The sequence below is a fragment of the Ancylobacter lacus genome, assembly GCF_018390635.1.
GTDB classification, from domain to species: domain Bacteria; phylum Pseudomonadota; class Alphaproteobacteria; order Rhizobiales; family Xanthobacteraceae; genus Ancylobacter; species Ancylobacter lacus.
In genome coordinates, this window is the sequence record NZ_JAHBGE010000057.1 from 197,061 (window position 1) to 214,976 (window position 17,916).

The 17,916-nt window shown below is 71.0% G+C and carries 13 protein-coding genes; 7 read left to right on the forward strand and 6 right to left on the reverse strand.

Going from position 1 to position 17,916, the window contains the following annotated elements; genetic code table 11:
- Positions 1–53: 53 nt before the first annotated feature.
- From KHC27_RS14775 to KHC27_RS14795, 5 genes are all read right to left on the reverse strand, one after another.
- Positions 54–842, reverse strand: a complete 789-nt coding sequence (locus KHC27_RS14775) for an inositol monophosphatase family protein (RefSeq protein ID WP_213340137.1) — start codon at positions 840–842, stop codon at positions 54–56.
- A 317-nt stretch (positions 843–1,159) separates the two neighbouring features.
- Positions 1,160–1,552 (reverse strand): winged helix-turn-helix transcriptional regulator, encoded by a 393-nt coding sequence (locus KHC27_RS14780; protein WP_213340138.1) that lies wholly within the window; start codon positions 1,550–1,552, stop codon positions 1,160–1,162.
- Positions 1,553–1,763: 211 nt separating this feature from the next.
- Entirely contained in the window at positions 1,764–2,633 is an 870-nt protein-coding gene (locus tag KHC27_RS14785; protein ID WP_213340139.1) for a hypothetical protein, read from the reverse strand.
- A 177-nt stretch (positions 2,634–2,810) separates the two neighbouring features.
- Complete coding sequence (locus KHC27_RS14790) at positions 2,811–3,194, reverse strand: cell division protein ZapA (protein WP_213340140.1); 384 nt, start codon at positions 3,192–3,194, stop codon at positions 2,811–2,813.
- Between the two features lie 67 nt (positions 3,195–3,261).
- The gene (locus tag KHC27_RS14795) at positions 3,262–3,543 is read right to left on the reverse strand and encodes a DUF4164 domain-containing protein (protein WP_213340141.1); all 282 of its coding nucleotides are present in this window, start codon (positions 3,541–3,543) and stop codon (positions 3,262–3,264) included.
- Between the two features lie 412 nt (positions 3,544–3,955).
- On the opposite strand from KHC27_RS14795, the gene tkt reads away from it, so the two are divergent.
- The 4 genes from tkt (at position 3,956) to KHC27_RS14815 (ending at position 9,894) form a co-directional block, all read left to right on the forward strand.
- Complete coding sequence (gene tkt, locus KHC27_RS14800; RefSeq protein ID WP_213340142.1) at positions 3,956–5,959, forward strand: transketolase; 2,004 nt, start codon at positions 3,956–3,958, stop codon at positions 5,957–5,959.
- A gap of 256 nt (positions 5,960–6,215) precedes the next feature.
- Positions 6,216–7,226 carry a type I glyceraldehyde-3-phosphate dehydrogenase gene (gap, locus tag KHC27_RS14805; RefSeq protein ID WP_213340143.1) on the forward strand — a complete coding sequence of 337 codons (1,011 nt, stop codon included), beginning with the start codon at positions 6,216–6,218 and terminating at the stop codon, positions 7,224–7,226.
- 306 nt (positions 7,227–7,532) lie between these two features.
- Positions 7,533–8,741 carry a phosphoglycerate kinase gene (locus tag KHC27_RS14810; RefSeq protein ID WP_213340144.1) on the forward strand — a complete coding sequence of 403 codons (1,209 nt, stop codon included), beginning with the start codon at positions 7,533–7,535 and terminating at the stop codon, positions 8,739–8,741.
- Between the two features lie 127 nt (positions 8,742–8,868).
- Positions 8,869–9,894: a class I fructose-bisphosphate aldolase gene (locus KHC27_RS14815; RefSeq protein ID WP_213340145.1), complete on the forward strand. Its 1,026-nt coding sequence runs from the start codon at positions 8,869–8,871 to the stop codon at positions 9,892–9,894.
- 130 nt (positions 9,895–10,024) lie between these two features.
- On the opposite strand, the gene KHC27_RS14820 is transcribed toward KHC27_RS14815, so the two are convergent.
- Positions 10,025–12,481: a carbohydrate-binding family V/XII gene (locus KHC27_RS14820; RefSeq protein ID WP_213340146.1), complete on the reverse strand. Its 2,457-nt coding sequence runs from the start codon at positions 12,479–12,481 to the stop codon at positions 10,025–10,027.
- Between the two features lie 302 nt (positions 12,482–12,783).
- Here KHC27_RS14820 and KHC27_RS14825 point away from each other — a divergent pair, with 302 nt between their 5' ends.
- The 3 genes from KHC27_RS14825 to KHC27_RS14835 all read left to right on the forward strand — a co-directional run.
- Entirely contained in the window at positions 12,784–13,440 is a 657-nt protein-coding gene (locus KHC27_RS14825; RefSeq protein WP_213340147.1) for a thiamine phosphate synthase, read from the forward strand.
- Complete coding sequence (locus tag KHC27_RS14830; protein WP_213340148.1) at positions 13,440–14,558, forward strand: tetratricopeptide repeat protein; 1,119 nt, start codon at positions 13,440–13,442, stop codon at positions 14,556–14,558. The genes KHC27_RS14825 and KHC27_RS14830 overlap by 1 nt, the downstream gene beginning before the upstream one ends.
- 360 nt (positions 14,559–14,918) lie before the next feature.
- On the forward strand, positions 14,919–17,916 hold a 2,998-nt coding region (locus tag KHC27_RS14835; protein WP_213340149.1), incomplete at its 3' end, for an EAL domain-containing protein.

Consider the following 17,916-nt stretch of genomic DNA (forward strand, 5'->3'; position numbering starts at 1 on the left):
CATACGGGCACAGAAAAGGAACGGCGCGCTACCGCTTTGGTTTCGGCATGGTTTCAGGCGCCGCGGACCAGCGCCAGCAGGTCGCGCCGCATGGTTTCGTTGCCGGCGACGATGTCGCCCTTGTCGAGCATCTTCTCGCCGCCGTCGAGGTCGGAGACATAGCCGCCCGCCTCGCGCACCAGGATGATGCCGGCCGCGATGTCCCAGGCCGAGAGGTTGCGCTCCCAGAAGGCATCGAAGCGGCCCGCCGCCACCCAGGCGAGGTCGAGCGCCGCCGAGCCGGTGCGGCGCAGGCCCGCGACCTTCGGGGCGATGGCGGCGTATTCCTTGGCGAAGCCGCCGAGATTGCCCCGCCCCATATGCGGCATGCCGCAGCACACCACGCTGTCGGACAGTGCCCGGCGGGCGGCGACGCGGATGCGGCGGTCGTTCATGAAGGCGCCGGCGCCCTTCTCGGCGATGAACAGCTCGTCCGTCACCGGGTTGAAGATCAGCCCGGCGAACGGCACGCCGTCGCGCACCAGCGCCACCGAGATGGTGAAAAGCGGGATGCCGTGCAGGAAATTGGTGGTGCCGTCGAGCGGGTCGATGATCCAGCGGTTGGAGGGGTCGGTGCCGGCCTCCTCGCCGCCCTCCTCCATCAGGAAGCCGAAATTCGGCCGCGCCTTCTTCAGCTCCTCGTGGAGGATGCGCTCGGCCTTGCGGTCGGCGTTGGAGACGAAATTCGCCGGGCCCTTGAGCGAGACCTGGAGATTCTCGACCTCGCCGAAGTCGCGCACGAGGGAGCGGCCGGCCTTGCGCGCGGCCTGGACCATGACGGTCATGAGCGGGGAACGGATCATGGCGATTTCCGGCGATGGCCGGCACGGCGCCGGCAGGACGGGGACGGCGCGCCGGTTCGGGCGCGCGAGGGTTGGCGGCACCTCTGCCCCTGTTGCGGGCCCGCCGTCAAGGCCCGCCGCCGCCGGGCCGCGCATGGCAGGTGCGACATCGGGCGACGGCGGCGCAGCCCGAGGGGCAAGCCGCGCGGGCCTGGCTCAAGGCAAAAGCAGAGCGCGGGCGCAGCCGGAGGTGCGAGCCGCACGGGCGCAGCCCAAGGGGCGAGCACAGCGCGGGCGCAGCCCAAGGCAGCAGCAGAGCGCGGGCGCAGCCCGCGGGGTCAGCGCGGCTCGGCGTCGTAGGCCTCGCGCGCGGCGCGGATCGCCTCGGCCTGTCCGATCGCCCAGGCCACCAGCCCGCCCATCGGCTCCAGCAGGGACTGGCCGAGCGGCGTGAGCCGGTATTCCACCGCCGGCGGCGTGGTGGGAAAGACGGTGCGGGCGACGAGGCCGTCGCGCTGCAGGCTGCGCAGCGTCTCGGTGAGCATGCGCTGGGAGATGTCCTCGATGCCGCGCCGCAGCTCGCCGAACCGCTTCGGGCCGGAGGCGAGGTGCAGCACCAGCAGGTAGCTCCATTTGTCGCCGATGCGGTCCAGCACGGTGCGGATCGGGCAGTCCGCGACGTAGCGGAGTTCCTCGGGGTTCGGCGGGCGCAGCAGGTTCAGCGTGGACATGGCGGGGCTCCTGCCGCCCGTCGGGGCCGGGTGCGGGCGGTTCGCGCGACGATGCGCCGGGGCGGTGGCCGCCGCCCGGCGCTCTCGTCCCGAGACTAGCGCACCCGATTAACGCGTACCAGCCAGCGGCGAGGCCCACGCGCCCGCTCTCGGCAGGGTGGCGCCGGAGCCGGCAGGCCCAGGGATCGGCCGGCGGCCGGGGCGCATCGGTTCAGACGAAACCGTCCTGCGTCCGGCTCCAGTGCCGCGTCGCCATCTCCGGCGTGTCCGCGATCGCGGCCCCCAGCGTCCTGCAGCGCTCCTTCCATTTCAGCGAACCGATGTCGAGCAGCTCGTCGAGCGGGTGGTTGCTGCGCAGCGCCGCCTCGACGGCGGGCCAGAGCATACTGCCGCCGCGGCCATGGTGGAGCAGGTCGGCGATGACGCAGCACTGGCTGGCGGGGCGGCCGTCTATCCCCACCCGGGTGTCGGCGCGGCGCATGAAGCCGTGGAAGGTCTCCGTCATCTGCGCCACCTGCGCCGCCCGGGCCGGGACGCTGTGGCTGTTCCAGTGGATGAACTTGGCGGCGGCGATGACCTCGCTGTCCTGAACCTCCGACAGGTCGGGGTTGAGGTACTTCATCAGGGCGGCGGTGGAATGGGCGTCCTCCAGCGGCACCACATGTCCCGCCTCGCTCTGCACGATGTGTCCGCCCTGCAGGGCGAGATGGGGGAAATAGTCCTTCGCCGCCGGCAGGGCGAGCAGGCGGCGGAAATAGCTGACGAAGTCGCCCTCCGCGACATGGGCGGCGAACTGGCCGAAGCCGAAGGTGAAGGCGGCGCGGTCATAGGTGTTGAGGGTGAGGAAGTTGCGCCCCTCACACCGCGCGGTGGGCTCGATGAAGCGGGCCCAGAAGCCGAACTCCTGGGTGAAATCGTCCGCGTCATAGTCGAGCTTCGGCAGCGGCGACTTCGCGAAGATGTTGTAGAGCCCGATATGGCCGTCATACGGCACCCGCCGGCCGACGAAGAAGGGCTCCCCGTCGTCGGCTGCGCAGAAGAAATCGTTGCCCTTGCGGCTGATGGTGAACAGAATCGGCATGGTTCCCCCCGGTAGCGGGTCACGGCAGGCGCCATGCCCGCCGCCGCGGGATCCGGGCGGCTCGGTCAGCGCCGCCATTGCGGCCGCGCCGCCGGAAGCCGAGTATGCCGCGCCGGGGCATTTCTGCAATTCAAAGTTGCGGCGGACGGGCCGCGCGGCCGGCCAGCCGGCGCCCCGCTAGCCGAGGCCCACGCGGTCGGAGGGCATCGGCCCGAGATCGAGCGACAATTGCTCCAGCCGCTCCGCGGCGGCGGTGACGGCGCTGGCCACGGCGCGTTCCGTGTGCTCCAGCCTGGCCAGCGCGGCGGCGCGGGCGGCCTTGTGCTCGGCCATCTCGCGCTCCAGCGCCGCGATGCGTCGGCGCGCCTCCGACAGCTCGTCGGCGATGGTGATCGCCGCCATGACGCTGAGCCGCTGGTCTCCGATCTCGCCGAACGAGCCGCGAAGCTGGTCGATCCGCCCGTCGACCTCGGCGGCGAGCCGGGAGAGATGCGGCTCCTGTCCGTCGTCGCAGGCCATGCGGTAGGTGCGGCCGGCAATGCTAACCGTCACATGCGCCATGAATTCCAGTCCCCCTTCGTCCCCGTCCCCCCGGGGCGGTCGACGCGCCGCGCGCGCGGCGACGCACTCAGCGCTCCTGCGCGGCGAGCACCGCGCGAATGGTCTCCATCGCGCTGCCGAGGCGGCGCGAGACTTCCAGATTGACGCTGGCGAGCTGGTCCGCCCGCGCCTGCGCGCCGTCGAGCTGGTCGGCGAGGCGCGAGCGGTCGATGCCCAGCAGGTGAAGCTGGGCGGCGAGCGCCGCTTCCTGCCGCTCCACCTCCAGACGCCGGCCGATGGCGGCCTCCAGCGCCTGAATGGCCGCCTCCAGCCGGCGGGTCGCGGTGTCGATAGGGCCCGGTTCGGACATGCGGGACGGCCCCCTCTGCTGATGCCTCGCGCAGCGCCGCGCGGAAGAACCCCGCGCGCGCCACGAGTCACGATCGGCGGCATTGAGCGCGCGGGCCGGCGCAGCGTCAACCGGCGGAGCCCCCCACATGGCCACCGCCCCGCCGCCCCGGGTACCCGGACCGGGGCCGCACGTCGGCCAGCCTTGCCCGCGGCGGCGCGCGGCGTCATGGTGGCGACATAAGGGCAGGCCACCGTGGCGCGCACCCCTTCGGATAGCCCGTCTCCGCCGCAAAGCGGGGCCGGACGATCCCGCGGGGCGCGGGTGAGCCATCCGAGCGGTCGATTGACACCCCTTCGACCGGTGTTATCACTCCCTGCCCCCCACCCTTGATGCGCCGCAGCAGGCGATGCCTGGCAGCCGGAGAGCCTTCATGATCAACCGCGAAAAGCACGACCGCATGGCGAACGCCATCCGCTTCCTGGCCGTGGATGCCGTCGAGGCCGCCAAGTCGGGCCACCCCGGCCTGCCGATGGGCGCCGCCGACATCGCCACCGTCCTGTTCGGCAAGGTCCTGAAGTTCGACGCCACCGACCCGCACTGGCCGGACCGCGACCGCTTCATCCTGTCGGCCGGCCACGGCTCGATGCTGCTTTACGCCCTGCTCTACCTCACCGGCTTCGAGGGGGTGAGCATCGAGGACATCAAGAACTTCCGCCAGCTCGGCTCCAAGACCCCCGGCCATCCCGAGTACCACCACACCGTCGGCGTGGAGACCACCACCGGCCCGCTCGGCGCCGGGCTCTCCAACTCGGTCGGCTTCGCGCTCGCCGAGCGCATCATGGCGGCGCAGTTCGGCGGCGATCTGGTCGACCACTACACCTATGCCCTCGTCGGCGACGGCTGCCTGATGGAAGGCATCTCGGAAGAGGCGATCGAGCTCGCCGGCCACCTGAAGCTCGGCAAGCTCATCGTCCTCTACGACGACAACCACATCACGATCGACGGGCCCACCTCGCTCTCGGTCTCGACCGACCAGCTCGCCCGCTTCGAAGCCTCCGGCTGGGACGCCACCCGGATCGACGGCCACGACCCCGAGGCGATCCTCGCCGCCATCGAGCGGGCCAAGACCACCGAGAAGCCCTCGCTGATCGCCTGCCGCACCACCATCGGCTTCGGCTCGCCGAACCGCGCCGGCACCAACGGCGTGCACGGCGCCCCGCTCGGCGCCGCCGAGATCGCCGCCACCCGCGCCGCGCTGGGCTGGGAGGCCGAGCCCTTCGTCATCCCGACCGACGTGCTCGACGCGTGGCGCCTCGCCGGCCTGCGCTCGCGCCAGGCCCACAAGGCATGGAACGAGCGGCTCCAGGCCGCCGAGCCCGAGCTGCGCTCCGAATTCGAGCGCCGCATCCGCGGCGACCTGCCGCCGAAATTCGCCGCGACGGTTTCGGGCGTCATCGCCAAGGCGATCGCCGATGGCGGCGCGGTCGCGACCCGCAAATCCTCGGAGATCGTGCTCGACGCCATCACCGCCGCGGTGCCGGAGATGATCGGCGGCTCGGCCGACCTCACCCATTCGAACAACACCAAGACCAAGGCCGTGGGCAAGGCGGTCGAGGCGGGCGACTATTCCGGCCGCTACGTCAACTGGGGCATCCGCGAGCACGCCATGGCCGGCGGCATGAACGGCATCGCCCTGCATGGCGGCCTCATCCCCTATGGCGGCACCTTCCTGGTGTTCTCCGACTATTGCCGCCCGGCGGTGCGCCTCTCCGCGCTGATGGGCATCCGCGTGGTCTATGTCTTCACCCACGACTCCATCGGCGTCGGCGAGGACGGGCCCACCCACCAGCCGGTCGAGCACATCGCCGCGCTGCGCGCCATCCCCAACCTGCTGGTGTTCCGCCCCTGCGACACGGTGGAGACGGCCGAGGCGTGGAAGATCGCGCTGGAGCATTCCACCGGCCCGAGCGTGCTGGCCCTCACCCGCCAGAACCTGCCGCTGCTGCGTACCGAGGCGACCGAGCGCTGCCTCACCCAGCGCGGCGCCTATGAGATCATCTCCGCCTCCTCCACCGAGGCGAAGGTCTCGCTGTTCGCCTCGGGCTCCGAGGTCAGCCTCGCCGCCACCGCGCGGGAGACGCTGGAAGGCCTCGGCATCCCCACCCGGGTGGTCTCGGTGCCGTGCTTCGAGCTGTTCGAAAACCAGCCGGAGGAGACCCGCCGCCAGGTGATCGGCACCGCGCCGGTGAAGATCGCCATCGAGGCCGGCATCCGCCAGGGCTGGGACGGGCTGATCGGCTCCGACATCGCCTTCATCGGCATGTCCGGCTTCGGCGCCTCCGGCCCGGCGCCGCAGGTCTTCGCCCATTTCGGCATCACCCCCGAGGCGGTGGTGGAAACCGCCAAGGCCAAGCTGGCGAAGCTGCGGGGCTGAGCCCCCCCCGGCACGGCGGCGGAGGCTGCCCGGCCTTTGAAAAGACAGGAACGTCAGCGCACCTCCGGCCCCCCGGCCGGAGGTGTTTTCGTTGCTGCGCATACGGCATGCCATGCACCATATGCATAACACACCGGAGAGCTGCGCAATTGTGCCGCGTCAACCCTGTTGTGGTCTGGTCTGGCCGGTTCCGGCACGCTATGAGGCCAGTACGCTACAAGTCTAGGGACCGTTCTCGCTCACTGGGGAAAGACGCATGACTGTAAAGGTCGCCATCAACGGCTTCGGGCGCATCGGGCGCAATGTTCTGCGCGCGATCGTGGAATCCGGCCGCACCGATATCGAGGTCGTCGCCATCAACGACCTGGGCCCTGTCGAGACGAACGCGCATCTGCTGCGCTTCGACTCCGTGCACGGCAAGTTCCCGGCCAAGGTCGAGGTTCAGGGCGACGCGATCGTGATCAACGGCGGCGCGCCGATCAAGGTGACCGCGGTGCGCAACCCCGCCGAGCTGCCCCATGGCGAGCTGGGCGTCGACATCGCGCTGGAGTGCACCGGCATCTTCACCGCCCGCGACAAGGCGGCCGCCCACCTCACCGCCGGCGCCACGCGCGTCATCGTCTCCGCCCCCTCCGACGGCGCCGACCTCACCGTCGTCTACGGCGTGAACCACGACAAGCTGACCAAGGACCACCTCGTCATCTCCAACGCCTCCTGCACCACCAACTGCCTCGCGCCGGTGGCCAAGGTGCTCAACGATGTCATCGGCATCGAGAAGGGCATGATGACGACGATCCACTCCTACACCAACGACCAGCCCTCGCTGGACCAGATGCACAAGGACCTCTACCGCGCCCGCGCCGCGGCGCTGTCGATGATCCCGACCTCGACCGGCGCCGCCAAGGCGGTGGGGCTGGTGCTGCCCGAGCTGAAGGGCAAGCTGGACGGCTTCGCCCTGCGCGTGCCGACCCCCAACGTCTCGGTGGTCGACCTCAAATTCGTCGCCAAGCGCGCGACGAGCAAGGACGAGGTGAACGAGGCGATCAAGGCGGCGGCCGAAGGCCCGCTGAAGGGCGTGCTGAACTACACCACCTCGCCCAACGTCTCGATCGACTTCAACCACGACCCCCACTCCTCCACCTTCCACATGGACCAGACCAAGGTCATGGACGGCACCTTCGTGTCGATCCTCACCTGGTACGACAATGAGTGGGGCTTCTCGAACCGCATGTGCGACACCGCCGTCACGCTCGCGAAGCTGATCTGAGCCGGCACCGCCGGAGGAAGACCCCTCCCCCGCGCGACGGGGGAGGGTGCATAAGAAACGCCCGCCGCCCGCCGTGACCTCTGCGGCACCCCGCGGCCACCTGCCTGCGCGGCCCTGCCCGATCCGGGGCCGGCCCCACCTTCGGACGACCGGCGCCTTCGGGACCACCCGTCTTTGGGGACGCCCGTCAGCCCGGCCCGTCCGCCGCCTCCGGCCAATGCCACCCTTTCCGCCGACGCCGCCCGTTCCGCCGATCCCGTGTCCGCCGAACCCGTCAGCGTCGCCCACGCCAAGACCGAGTGCGCCATGACCGATTCCGCCCAGACGTCCGCCTTCCGCACCCTCGACGACGTCGATGTCGCCGACAAGCGCGTCCTCGTCCGCGTCGACCTCAATGTCCCGGTCGACAATGGCCGGGTGACCGACGACACCCGCATCGTGGCGGTGCTGCCGACCATCCGGGAAATCTCGGAGAAGGGCGGCAAGGTCATCCTGCTCGCCCATTTCGGCCGGCCCAAGGGGGCCGATCCCAAGCTGACGCTGGAGCCGATCGCCGCCGAGGTGGCGAGCCGCCTCGGCCGCCCGGTCGGCTTCGTGCCCGCCACCATCGGCGAGGTCGCCGAGGCCGCGGTCGCCGCGCTGGCGCCGGGCGAGGTGGTGCTGCTGGAGAACACCCGCTTCCACGCCGGCGAGGAGAAGAACGACCCCGCCTTCGTCGAGGCGCTGGCGAAGCTCGGCGACATCTATGTGAACGACGCCTTCGCCACCGCGCACCGCGCCCACGCCTCCACCGAGGGCCTCGCCCACCACCTGCCGGCCTATGCCGGCCGCTGCATGCAGGAGGAGATCGAGGCGCTGGCCCGCGCGCTGGAGGCGCCGGAGCGGCCGGTGATGGCCGTGGTCGGCGGGGCCAAGGTGTCCTCCAAGCTGGAACTGCTCGGCAATCTGGTGAAGAAGGTCGACCTGCTCGTCATCGGCGGCGGCATGGCCAACACCTTCCTGGCCGCGCAGGGCAAGAGCGTCGGCAAGTCGCTGTGCGAGCACGACCTCACCGGCACCGCGCTGGAGATCGTCGAAAAGGCCAAGGCCGCGGGCTGCGAGATCGTGCTGCCGGTGGACGCGGTGGTCGCCACCGAATTCAAGGCGCACGCGCCCCACCACGTCACCAGCGTCGATTCGGTCGGCGAGGGCGAGATGATCCTCGACGCCGGCCCGGCCTCGGTCGAGCATGTCACCGCCAAGCTCGCCACGGTGAAGACCGTGGTGTGGAACGGCCCGTTCGGCGCCTTCGAGCTGGAGCCCTTCGACATCGCCACCGTCGCGGTGGCCCGCGCGGCGGCGGACCTCACCGACGAGGGGCGCATCCTGTCGGTCGCCGGCGGCGGCGACACCGTGGCCGCCCTGAACCATGCCGGCGCGGCCGAGCGCTTCAGCTACGTCTCCACCGCGGGCGGCGCCTTCCTCGAATGGCTGGAGGGCAAGCCCCTGCCCGGCGTCGAAGCACTGCGACGTTGAGCGCGTGGGATCACTGCCAAGGTCTTAAGACTTTCAAGCCCGCAATGCTATAAACAGTCTCTGTGCCCTCCGTGCGGAAGAACGGGCCGCCGGGGGGCACGGTTGTTTTATGCGCGGGAGATACACGATGGCGGGAAGCCTCGACGAGATTGCGTACAAGATGTGTGCTGGCGGGAAGGGACTTCTCGCCGCGGATGAAAGCTCCAGCACGATCAAGAAGCGGTTCGATGCGATCGGCGTGGAGTCGACCTTCGAAAATCGCCGCGATTACCGCGAGATGCTGTTCCGTACCAAGGAGGCGATGGAGGACTATATCTCCGGCGTCATCCTCTATGACGAGACCATCCGGCAGAACGCGGTGGACGGCACCCCGCTGGTGAAGCTGATCGAGGCCGCGGGCTCGATCCCCGGCATCAAGGTCGACGAGGGTGCCAAGCCCCAGGCCGGCTTCCCCGGCGAAACCATCACCGAGGGGCTGGACGGGCTGGACGGCCGGCTGAAGGAATATTACGCGCTCGGCGCCCGCTTCGCGAAGTGGCGCGCGGTGATCGACATCGGCTCGGGCATCCCGACCTATGGCTCCATCCTCGCCAACGCGCAGGCGCTCGCCCGCTATGCCGCGCTGTGCCAGGCCAACAACATCGTGCCGATCGTCGAGCCGGAAGTGCTGATGGACGGCAGCAACGACATCGACCGCTGCTACGAAGTGACGGAGTGGGTGCTGAAGGAGGTGTTCCAGCAGCTATTCTACGCCCGCATCCGGCTCGAGGGCATGGTGCTGAAGCCCAACATGATCGTGCCGGGCAAGCTGTCGCCGAAGCAGGCCTCGGTCGAGGAAGTGGCGGAAAAGACTGTCCGCTGCCTGAAGAACTGCGTGCCCTCGGCGGTGCCGGGCATCGCCTTCCTCTCCGGCGGCCAGTCCGACGAGGAGGCCACGGCCCATCTCGACGCCATGATCAAGCTCGGCGGGCTGCCGTGGAACCTCACCTTCTCCTATGGCCGCGCCCTGCAGGCCGCGCCGCAGAAGGCGTGGTCGGGCAAGCCGGAGAACGTCGCGGCCGGCCAGGCCGTCTTCACCCACCGGGCGCGGATGAACTATCTCGCCGCTCTCGGCAAGTGGAGCGCCGAGGTCGAGCAGAAGCAGGCGGCCTGAGCCGCCGCCGGGCCGCGCTCTCCGGCGCGGCCCTCGCGACCCCCGACATGAGAACGCCGCCCCGAGGGGCGGCGTTTTTCGTTGTGCAAGGGGATTTCGTGCGGGGGGATAAGGACCGCTCCCGGCCGCCTCAGCGGCGGAAGCCGCCGCCGAACCCGCCGCCGAACCGGCCGCCACCGAAGTCGCCGCCGCCGAAGCTGCGATCCCCGCCCCAGCCGCCATCGCTGTGATAGCCGCTCCAGCCGCCATCGCTGGCGAAGCTGTTGACGCGGTCATTGCCAAAGCTCTGGTACTGGCGCTGGGTGTTCAGCCGGTTGATCTGGTCGGCATCGGTGTCCTGCTGCCAGCCGCTCGTCGTCTGCCGCTGCCAGTTGCTGCCGTCATACTGGTGAACGGTGCCGTCATGGTCGGTGTAGATGTTGCCGTCGTTCCAGGCGACGCCGTTGCCGGTCTTGGCGTTGCCGGCGACGCCACGGCTGTCGACGCTGAGATTGCCGTTATTGTCGGTGACGCCGGTCTCGGAGACGTGGCCCATGCCGGTGGTGGGGTTGTAGCCCGCGGACTGGCGGCCGGCGGCGAAATTGCCGCTGTCGACATTGCCGACGATGCCGGCGCGCGAGGCGCCGACGGCCCCGGTAGAGGGGTTGTAGCGCTCGTTCTCGGCGCCGGCGGCGTAATTGCCGGTCCAGGGGTTGAAGGCCGCGGCCGAGCGGCCGGCGAAGGAGGTGCCGCCCGCCGAGACGCCGGCCCAGGACGAGCGCGCCCATTCATTGCCGGTCCACGCATTGTAGCCGGTGACCCGGTTCACCGTGGCGTTGCCGCCCCACTGGCCATAGATGTTGGTCTGGTTCACGTTCACCGCGTTCCAGGTGCCGCCCCACGGGCCGGGGCCCCAGTACGGCCCCCAATAGGGCGCCATGCCGCCCCACCAGCCGGCGGCGAAGCCGAAGCCGAAGCCGTCCACCCACTGGAAGCCGGCATTGTAGCCATAGGTCGCGGGGCAACCATACCAGTAGGTGCCGACATAGCCGCTGCAGGTGGAGCCGGTGCCGTACACGACCGTGCCATAGGGGGCGATGGTCACGCCGAGATAGCCGGGGGTGTAGCCGGCGACGACATAGTCCGGGGTGTAGCTGTAGACCCGGACATAGGTGACGTAATGGAGCGGCGAGGACACCGGGATGGTGTAGATCGCCGCCGGCACGACATCGGCCACCGCCCACGGCCCGTTCGGGCTGCTGGCGACGAACCAGGCCCCGCGCGACACCGCGTAATAGCGCTCCGCGTCGAGCCGGATGACCGGGGTGCGGGAGTTCTCGGCATAGGACAGGATCGTGCCGGAGATCGGCACGAAGCGCGGCGTGCCGCCGTCATATTCCACCGTCAGCGTCGCCTTGCGCGAGATGCTGGCGGTCTGCGGCACGGTGGCCGCGATCACCGCCTCCTTGGCCTGCGGCGTGCCCGGCACGGAGACCAGCACGTTGGCGGCCGGGTCCTTGTCCGAGATCTTGGCGAAGCTCGGCGGAATCTGGTCCGCCGGCACGAAGCTCCACGGGCCGGCCAGCGCCGGGCCCTTGAACCAGCGGCCGGAAACCAGAACGTAATAGGCGTTGCTGGAGGGATCGAGCAGCACCCCGTGGTCGGCATTGGCCATGCGCAGCAGCGTGGTGCCGTCGACCGGCACCATCTGCGGCGCGCCCTGCGTCACCACCAGTTCGGTCGGCTGGGTGGCGACGATCACCGCCGGAGGCTGGGCGGGGGGCTTGCCGTTGGGCGGCATCAGCGATTCCGCCGGCTGTGCGTAGTTCGCGGTGCCGCCCGCCGCCTCCACCGCCGGATTGGGCGTGGTGGTCAGGCTCCACGGGCCGGCAAGCCCCGCGGCCTGATACCAGCGGCCGGCGGCCTGAAGGTGATACCCGCCGGCCGGGTCGACGATGACCAGCGCCCGGGTGTTCGCGACGCGCTGATAGCCCTGCGCGCCATCGATGGGGCGCAGCACCGGGTCGCCCGAGACCAGCACGAGGAGGGTCGGCGTGTTGGCGAACAGGATGCGCGGCGGCGTGTTCTCGACCGGCTGGCCCAGATCCTTGGTGATCTGCTTGGAGGCGGTGTAGCTGGTGAGGAGATGGTCGAGCGCCACCGTGATGCCGTCGGAGGGCAGGCGCGACTGCAGCGCGCTCAGCAGCCGGGTCTGCTGCGAGGGATCGGTCGGCACGTCGACGCTGGCGACCTCGATCTCGCTGAGCTGGGCGACGCGGGTGGCCTTGTCCACCGCGACGCGGGCGGTGAAATGGGCGATGCCATAGGTCGGGCTGCCGTCGGCCGGGCCGATCGCGATGGCCGCGCGGGCCTTGAGCCGGTCGCCGTTCCAGTCCTCGATCAGCGGCTGGTAGAGCCTCAGCACGTTGTTGTCGCCGAGCGAGACGGTGCGGGGCCAGGCCAGGCCAGCCGCGGCGTCCTGCCCGGAGGTGTCGGCCGGCGCGGCGGTCTGGGCCGCGGCGGGCGCGGCGGCGGAGAGCACGAGCGCCGGCACGACGAGGGCGGTGGCGGCGGCGAAGGCGGCGAGGCGAAGGCGGTGCTTGAGCATGATGACCCCCAAGGGCGGCCTGTGCCGTCCTCTTTTCTGGCTGACGCTGAATACCACCGGCGCAACGAGCCCGGAAGCAACGCCCCTGTGATTCCGGGTTAATTCTCTGTAATTTCAGCCTGTTTCATTTATGGGCACGCCTGCTGGCGAGGCAGCGCGGCCAGATCGACCGCCGCCGCGGGCGCAATCAGGCCGGGGCTCCGCGCAAGGCGCTTCCGCCGGCGCGGCCGGCGGGTTAGGAAGCAGCGCGGCCGCGCGACGGGCGCCCTGCTTTCGCCGACATCTTGCGGAACCTCTGCACCATGGCACGCGCTGAAAAAGAGCCGGCACGGCACGCGCCGCGCCTCTTCCTCATCCTCCCCGCCCAGGCGGTCGCCGGGGCCGGCGGGCTCGGCGCGCTCGCCGGCATTCTGCGCAAGGCGGGCGAGGTCGTCGACATCGCGGCGGTGATGCTGCGCCTCGCGCCGGGCGAGACCACCGCCAGCGCCGCGCGGCTGGCCCCGCTGGTCGCCGCCATCCACGACATCAGCGCGGCCTGCCTGGTCGAGGGCTCGCTCGATCTCGTCGGCACGCTGGACGCCGACGGCGCCCATCTCGACGGCATCGCGGCGCTGAACGCGGCGCTGCCGGCGCTGCGGCCGCACCGCATCGCCGGGGCCGGCGGGCTGCGCACCAAGCACGACGCCATGAGCGCGGGCGAGGCCGGCGCCGACTATGTGATGTTCGGCGAAGCCGACGCGGGCGGGCGCACCGTACCCTTCGACACCGTGCTGGAGCGCACGGAGTGGTGGGCGCAGCTGTTCGAGCTGCCCTGCGTGGCCTATGCCCGCACCATGGACGAGGTCGCCGCGCTGGTGGCCGTCGGAACCGATTTCGTCGCCGTCGACGCGCTGCTGCTGGACGCGCCGGAGACCGGCGCCCGGGCGCTCGCCGCGGCGCTGTTGGTGGAGGAAGGCTGATGCGGAGCCGGGCGCGACGTTTCCTCGCCCCGGCCGTGCTGCCGGCGGCGCCCCTCGCCGCCGCGCTGCTGTGGCTGCTGCCGGCCTCCCCGGCCGTGGCGCAGGCCGCAGTCGCCCAGCCCGCCCCATCCAAGCCGGCGCAGAGTCAGCCGGCCCCGACTCTGCCGGCCCCCGCCGCGCCGTCCCACGGCTCGGTTCCCTCGGCGCCGGCCGCCGCCGCCCGGCCGCGCAAGGTGACCACCAGCCCGGTCGCGGTCACCACCAACCCGGTGGCCGCGAGCGCCGGCGACGCCGCCTATGGCGCCTATCAGCAGGGCCACTACGCCACCGCGCTGCGGCTCGGCCTCGCCCGCGCCGAGGCCAATGACCCGGTGGCGATGACGCTGGTCGCCGAAATCTACGCCCAGGGCCTCGGCGTGCCGCAGGACACCGCCCGGGCGCGCGGCTGGTATGAAAAGGCGGCCAGCCTCGGCAATGCCGACGCGCAGTTCGCGCTGGGCGTCATGAAGCTGCAGGGCAATGGCGAGGCCCAGGACGAGGTCGGCGCCTCCCAGCTCTTCCTCGCCTCGGCACAGCAGGGAAATCCCGCCGCCGCCTACAATCTCGGTATGCTCTACCTGCAGGGCAACGGCGTGCCGCGCGAGGCCGAGGCCGCCGCCGAATGGTTCCGCCGCGCCGCCCGCAAGGACCAGCCGGACGCGCTCTACGCCCTCGCCATCCTCTACCGGGAAGGCAACGGCGTGCGCCAGGACCCCGCCGAGGCCGCCCGGCTGCTGGAGCGCGCGGTGATGGTGGACCACACCGTCGCGACGGTGGAATACGCCATCATGGTGTTCAACGGCGTCGGCGTGCCCAAGGACGAGGCCAAGGCCGCGCAGCTCTTCCGCAAGGCGGCGCTGGCCGGCAACCCGATCGCGCAGAACCGGCTCGCCCGCATCCTCTCCGCCGGCCGGGGCATGCCCAAGGACACCATCGCCGCCGCCGCCTGGTATCTCGCCGCCAAGGGCAGCGGGCTGGACGACCCGCTGCTGCAGAAGATGTATGACGAGATGAGCCCGGCCGACCGCGCCGCGGCGGAAAATATGGTGGCGGACTGGCGCGGGCAGGGCCCGGCCTGAGCCGACCCGCCCGCACTCGGCACCACACCGCCCGGCCGCCGGCCGCGATGCGCGGGCGCGGAGCCCCAACCGCACGCCGCGCCGCAACTTTCCGGGGCATCTGCCGTTCGGTAACGACGTTTCGTGCGCCCGCGGCGGCATTCGCCGCCTTGCTCCCGCCGCGTCCCGCCGCTACCAATCGTGTCGCTCCGTCGGCGGCGCGGCGCTTCCGCCTTCGGGCAGGCGCTCGCGCCAGCGCGCCCGCGGGGGCCCGCGTCGGGATCAAACCTCGAGGTCGCGTTTTTGGCTGTTGTCCGCCCGCTCATCGCCCGCATCTGCCGGTGCTTCGCCGTCCCTGGCTCCGGGGTCCCGAACCGGCTCGTGCTTGCGCCTGTCCTGGTGGCCCTGTTCGCGCTCGCGCTGCGCGTCGTGCCCGCCTATGCCTTCGACCCCATCGCGATCCGGCTGGAGGCGCTGGTGGTCGATCTCGCCCCGGCCATCGAGCTGGAATCGAGCGACAGCGACCGCATCCAGGTGTCCACCGCGCCCGGCGCCGACGGCATCGTCCGGCGTATCGAGGTGCGCGCGGTGGCGCCCAGCCCGAACGGCAGCAAATGGGCGGTGTTCGCGCTGTCGAACAACACCGACGAGCAGGTCGATCGCCTCATCGTCGCGCCGCATTACCGCATGGTGGGTTCCGGCGTGTTCTGGCCCGATCTCGGCAACCGGCGGATCGTCAACATCACCGCCAGCCAGGGCTTCCGGCCCGAGCGGCAGAGCGCCTCCGATGCCGACGTCTTCCTGATCACGCTCGACCCCGGCACCACGGTGACGCTGGTGGCGGAGCTGACCAGCGCCGAGCTGCCCCAGCTCTATCTGTGGGAGCCCGAGGCGTTCAAGGACAAGGTCAACAGCTTCACCCTCTACAACGGCATCGTCATCGGCATCGCCGGGCTGCTGGCGCTGTTCCTCACCATCCTGTTCGTGGTGAAGGGCAGCGTCATGTTCCCCGCCGCGGCGGCGCTGGCCTGGGCGGTGCTGGGCTATATCGGGCTGGATTTCGGCTTCTGGAGCAAGGTGTTCGGCATTTCGCCGCTGGCCCAGCAGTTCTGGCGGGCGGCGGGCGAGGCGATCCTCGCGGCGACGCTGGTGGTGTTCCTCTTCGCCTATCTCAACCTCAACCGCTGGCATGTGCGCTACGCCCACATCGCCGCGGCATGGCTGGTGTTCCTGGTCGCGCTGGTGGGGCTGGCGCTGCTCGATCCGGCGGCGGCGGCGGGCATCGCCCGGCTCTCGCTGCTGGCGGTGGCGGTGATGGGCTTCGCCGTGGTGGTGTGGCTGTCGCTGCACCGCTACGACCGCGCGGTGCTGATCATTCCCACCCTGTTCCTGCTGGTGGTGTGGGTGGTCACCGCCGGGCTCGCCGTGTCCGGGCGCATCGGCAACGACCTCGTGGCGCCGGCGCTGCTGGGCGGGCTGGTGCTGATCGTGATGCTGATCGGCTTCACCGTGATGCAGCACGCCTTTGCCGGCCTCGGCGCGGTGGCCGGCGGCGCGCAGGAGCTGGAGCGCCGGGCACTGGCGGTAGCCGGCTCGGGCGACGTGGTGTGGGACTGGGACGTCGACACCGACCGCATCCATGTCAGCCCCGAGGCCGAGGAGATGCTCGGCTTCAAGCGCGGCACGCTGGAGACCGAGGCGGCGGGCTGGCTCGACATCATCCACCCCTCCGACCGCGACCGCTTCCGCGCGACGCTCGACGGCGTGCTGGAGCAGCGCCGGGGCCGGATCGACCAGGATTTCCGGCTGCGGGCGCATGACGGCCATTATTTCTGGTTCAACCTGCGCGCCCGGCCGGTGGTGGGGGCGGATGGCGAGGTGGTGCGCTGCATCGGCATGCTGTCCGATGTCACCAAGCTGCGCACCGCCGAGGAGCGCATCCTGCACGACGCCGTGCACGACAACCTCACCAGCCTGCCGAACCGCGAGCTGTTCCTCGACCGGCTGGCCTCCGCGGTGAGCTTCACCCGCACCGACGAGCAGGCCAAGCCCACCGTGCTGCTGGTGGACCTCGACCGCTTCAAGCAGGTGAACGCCAATCTCGGCATGGCGGCGGGCGATTCCCTGCTGCTCACCGTCGCGCGGCGGCTGATGCGGCTGATGAAGCCGCAGGATACCCTCGCCCGGCTCGGCGGCGACCATTTCGGCATCGTCCTGATGTCGGAGCGCGATGCCGAGCGCATCACCGCCTTCGCCGACACGCTGCGGCGGACCCTGCGCGCCCCGGTCGGCTTCGGCGACCGCGAGATCTTCATCACCGCCTCGATCGGGCTGCTGCTGGCGGACGGCCAGCGCCGCACCCCGGCGGAGATGCTGAAGGACGCCGAGCTCGCCATGTTCCACGCCAAGCGCGCCGGGGGCGACCGCATCGAGGTGTTCCGCCCCAACATGCGCTCCCAGAGCATCGACCGGGTGGCGATGGAGGCCGACCTGCGGCGGGCCATCAGCCAGGGCGAGATCGTGGTGCTCTATCGGCCGATCGTGCGGCTGGAAACGCGCAAGCTCGCCGGTTTCGAGGCCCTGCCGCGCTGGCAGCACCCCACCCGCGGGGCGCTGGAGGTCAGCGATTTCCAGGCGCTGGCCGAGGACAGCGGCCTCGTGGTCGATCTCGGCCTGCTGCTGCTGGACACGGCGGCGCGCCAGCTCGGCACCTGGCAGCGCAGCGCCCGGGGCGAGGGCGTGTTCATCAGCGTGAATGTCAGCTCGCGGCAGATGCTGCGCCACGACCTGATCCAGGACATCAAGGCGGTTCTCGCCCGCAACGTGGTGGCGCCCGGCACGCTGAAGCTGGAGCTGGCGGAATCGCTGGTCATGGAGAACCCGGAATACGCCACCCGCATGCTGGCGCGGCTGCGCGACCTCGGCGCCGGGCTCTCGCTCGGCGAGTTCGGCACGGGCTATTCCTCGCTGGGCTATCTCCAGCGGCTGCCGTTCGACACCATCAAGATCGACCGCTCCTTCGTCGCCGGGCTCGACGGGCGCAACCGGGCGCCGCGCCCGCTCATCCTGCGCTCGCTGGTGGGCATGGCGCACGATCTCGGCATGGAGCTGATCGCCGAGGGCGCGGAGACCGAGGCCGCCGCCACGGCGCTGGCCAAGTTCGGCTGCGACTTCGCCGAGGGCACCCTGTTCGGGGCGCCGCTGACCGCCGAGGAGGCGCGCCGGCTGTTCCAGGCGGGCGATGCGCCGCCGCCCTCCCTGCTGGAGCGCGGCCGCATCGCCGGCCGGCCCGCCCGCGCGCCTGCGCCGGAAGCCCCGGCCAGTGTGGCGCCGGGGCTGGTGAGCGCCGCCCGCCCGCTCGCCGCGCGGCCGCCGGCAG

Coding starts and splice junctions, on each gene's coding strand:
- KHC27_RS14825 (WP_213340147.1), top strand. CDS start 12,784: ATGGCACGCGCTGAAAAAGAGCCGGCACGGCACGCGCCGCGCCTCTTC.
- KHC27_RS14790 (WP_213340140.1), bottom strand. CDS start 3,194: ATGGCGCATGTGACGGTTAGCATTGCCGGCCGCACCTACCGCATGGCC.
- KHC27_RS14810 (WP_213340144.1), top strand. CDS start 7,533: ATGACCGATTCCGCCCAGACGTCCGCCTTCCGCACCCTCGACGACGTC.
- KHC27_RS14820 (WP_213340146.1), bottom strand. CDS start 12,481: ATGCTCAAGCACCGCCTTCGCCTCGCCGCCTTCGCCGCCGCCACCGCC.
- KHC27_RS14795 (WP_213340141.1), bottom strand. CDS start 3,543: ATGTCCGAACCGGGCCCTATCGACACCGCGACCCGCCGGCTGGAGGCG.
- KHC27_RS14815 (WP_213340145.1), top strand. CDS start 8,869: ATGGCGGGAAGCCTCGACGAGATTGCGTACAAGATGTGTGCTGGCGGG.
- gap (WP_213340143.1), top strand. CDS start 6,216: ATGACTGTAAAGGTCGCCATCAACGGCTTCGGGCGCATCGGGCGCAAT.
- KHC27_RS14780 (WP_213340138.1), bottom strand. CDS start 1,552: ATGTCCACGCTGAACCTGCTGCGCCCGCCGAACCCCGAGGAACTCCGC.
- KHC27_RS14785 (WP_213340139.1), bottom strand. CDS start 2,633: ATGCCGATTCTGTTCACCATCAGCCGCAAGGGCAACGATTTCTTCTGC.
- KHC27_RS14830 (WP_213340148.1), top strand. CDS start 13,440: ATGCGGAGCCGGGCGCGACGTTTCCTCGCCCCGGCCGTGCTGCCGGCG.
- tkt (WP_213340142.1), top strand. CDS start 3,956: ATGATCAACCGCGAAAAGCACGACCGCATGGCGAACGCCATCCGCTTC.
- KHC27_RS14775 (WP_213340137.1), bottom strand. CDS start 842: ATGATCCGTTCCCCGCTCATGACCGTCATGGTCCAGGCCGCGCGCAAG.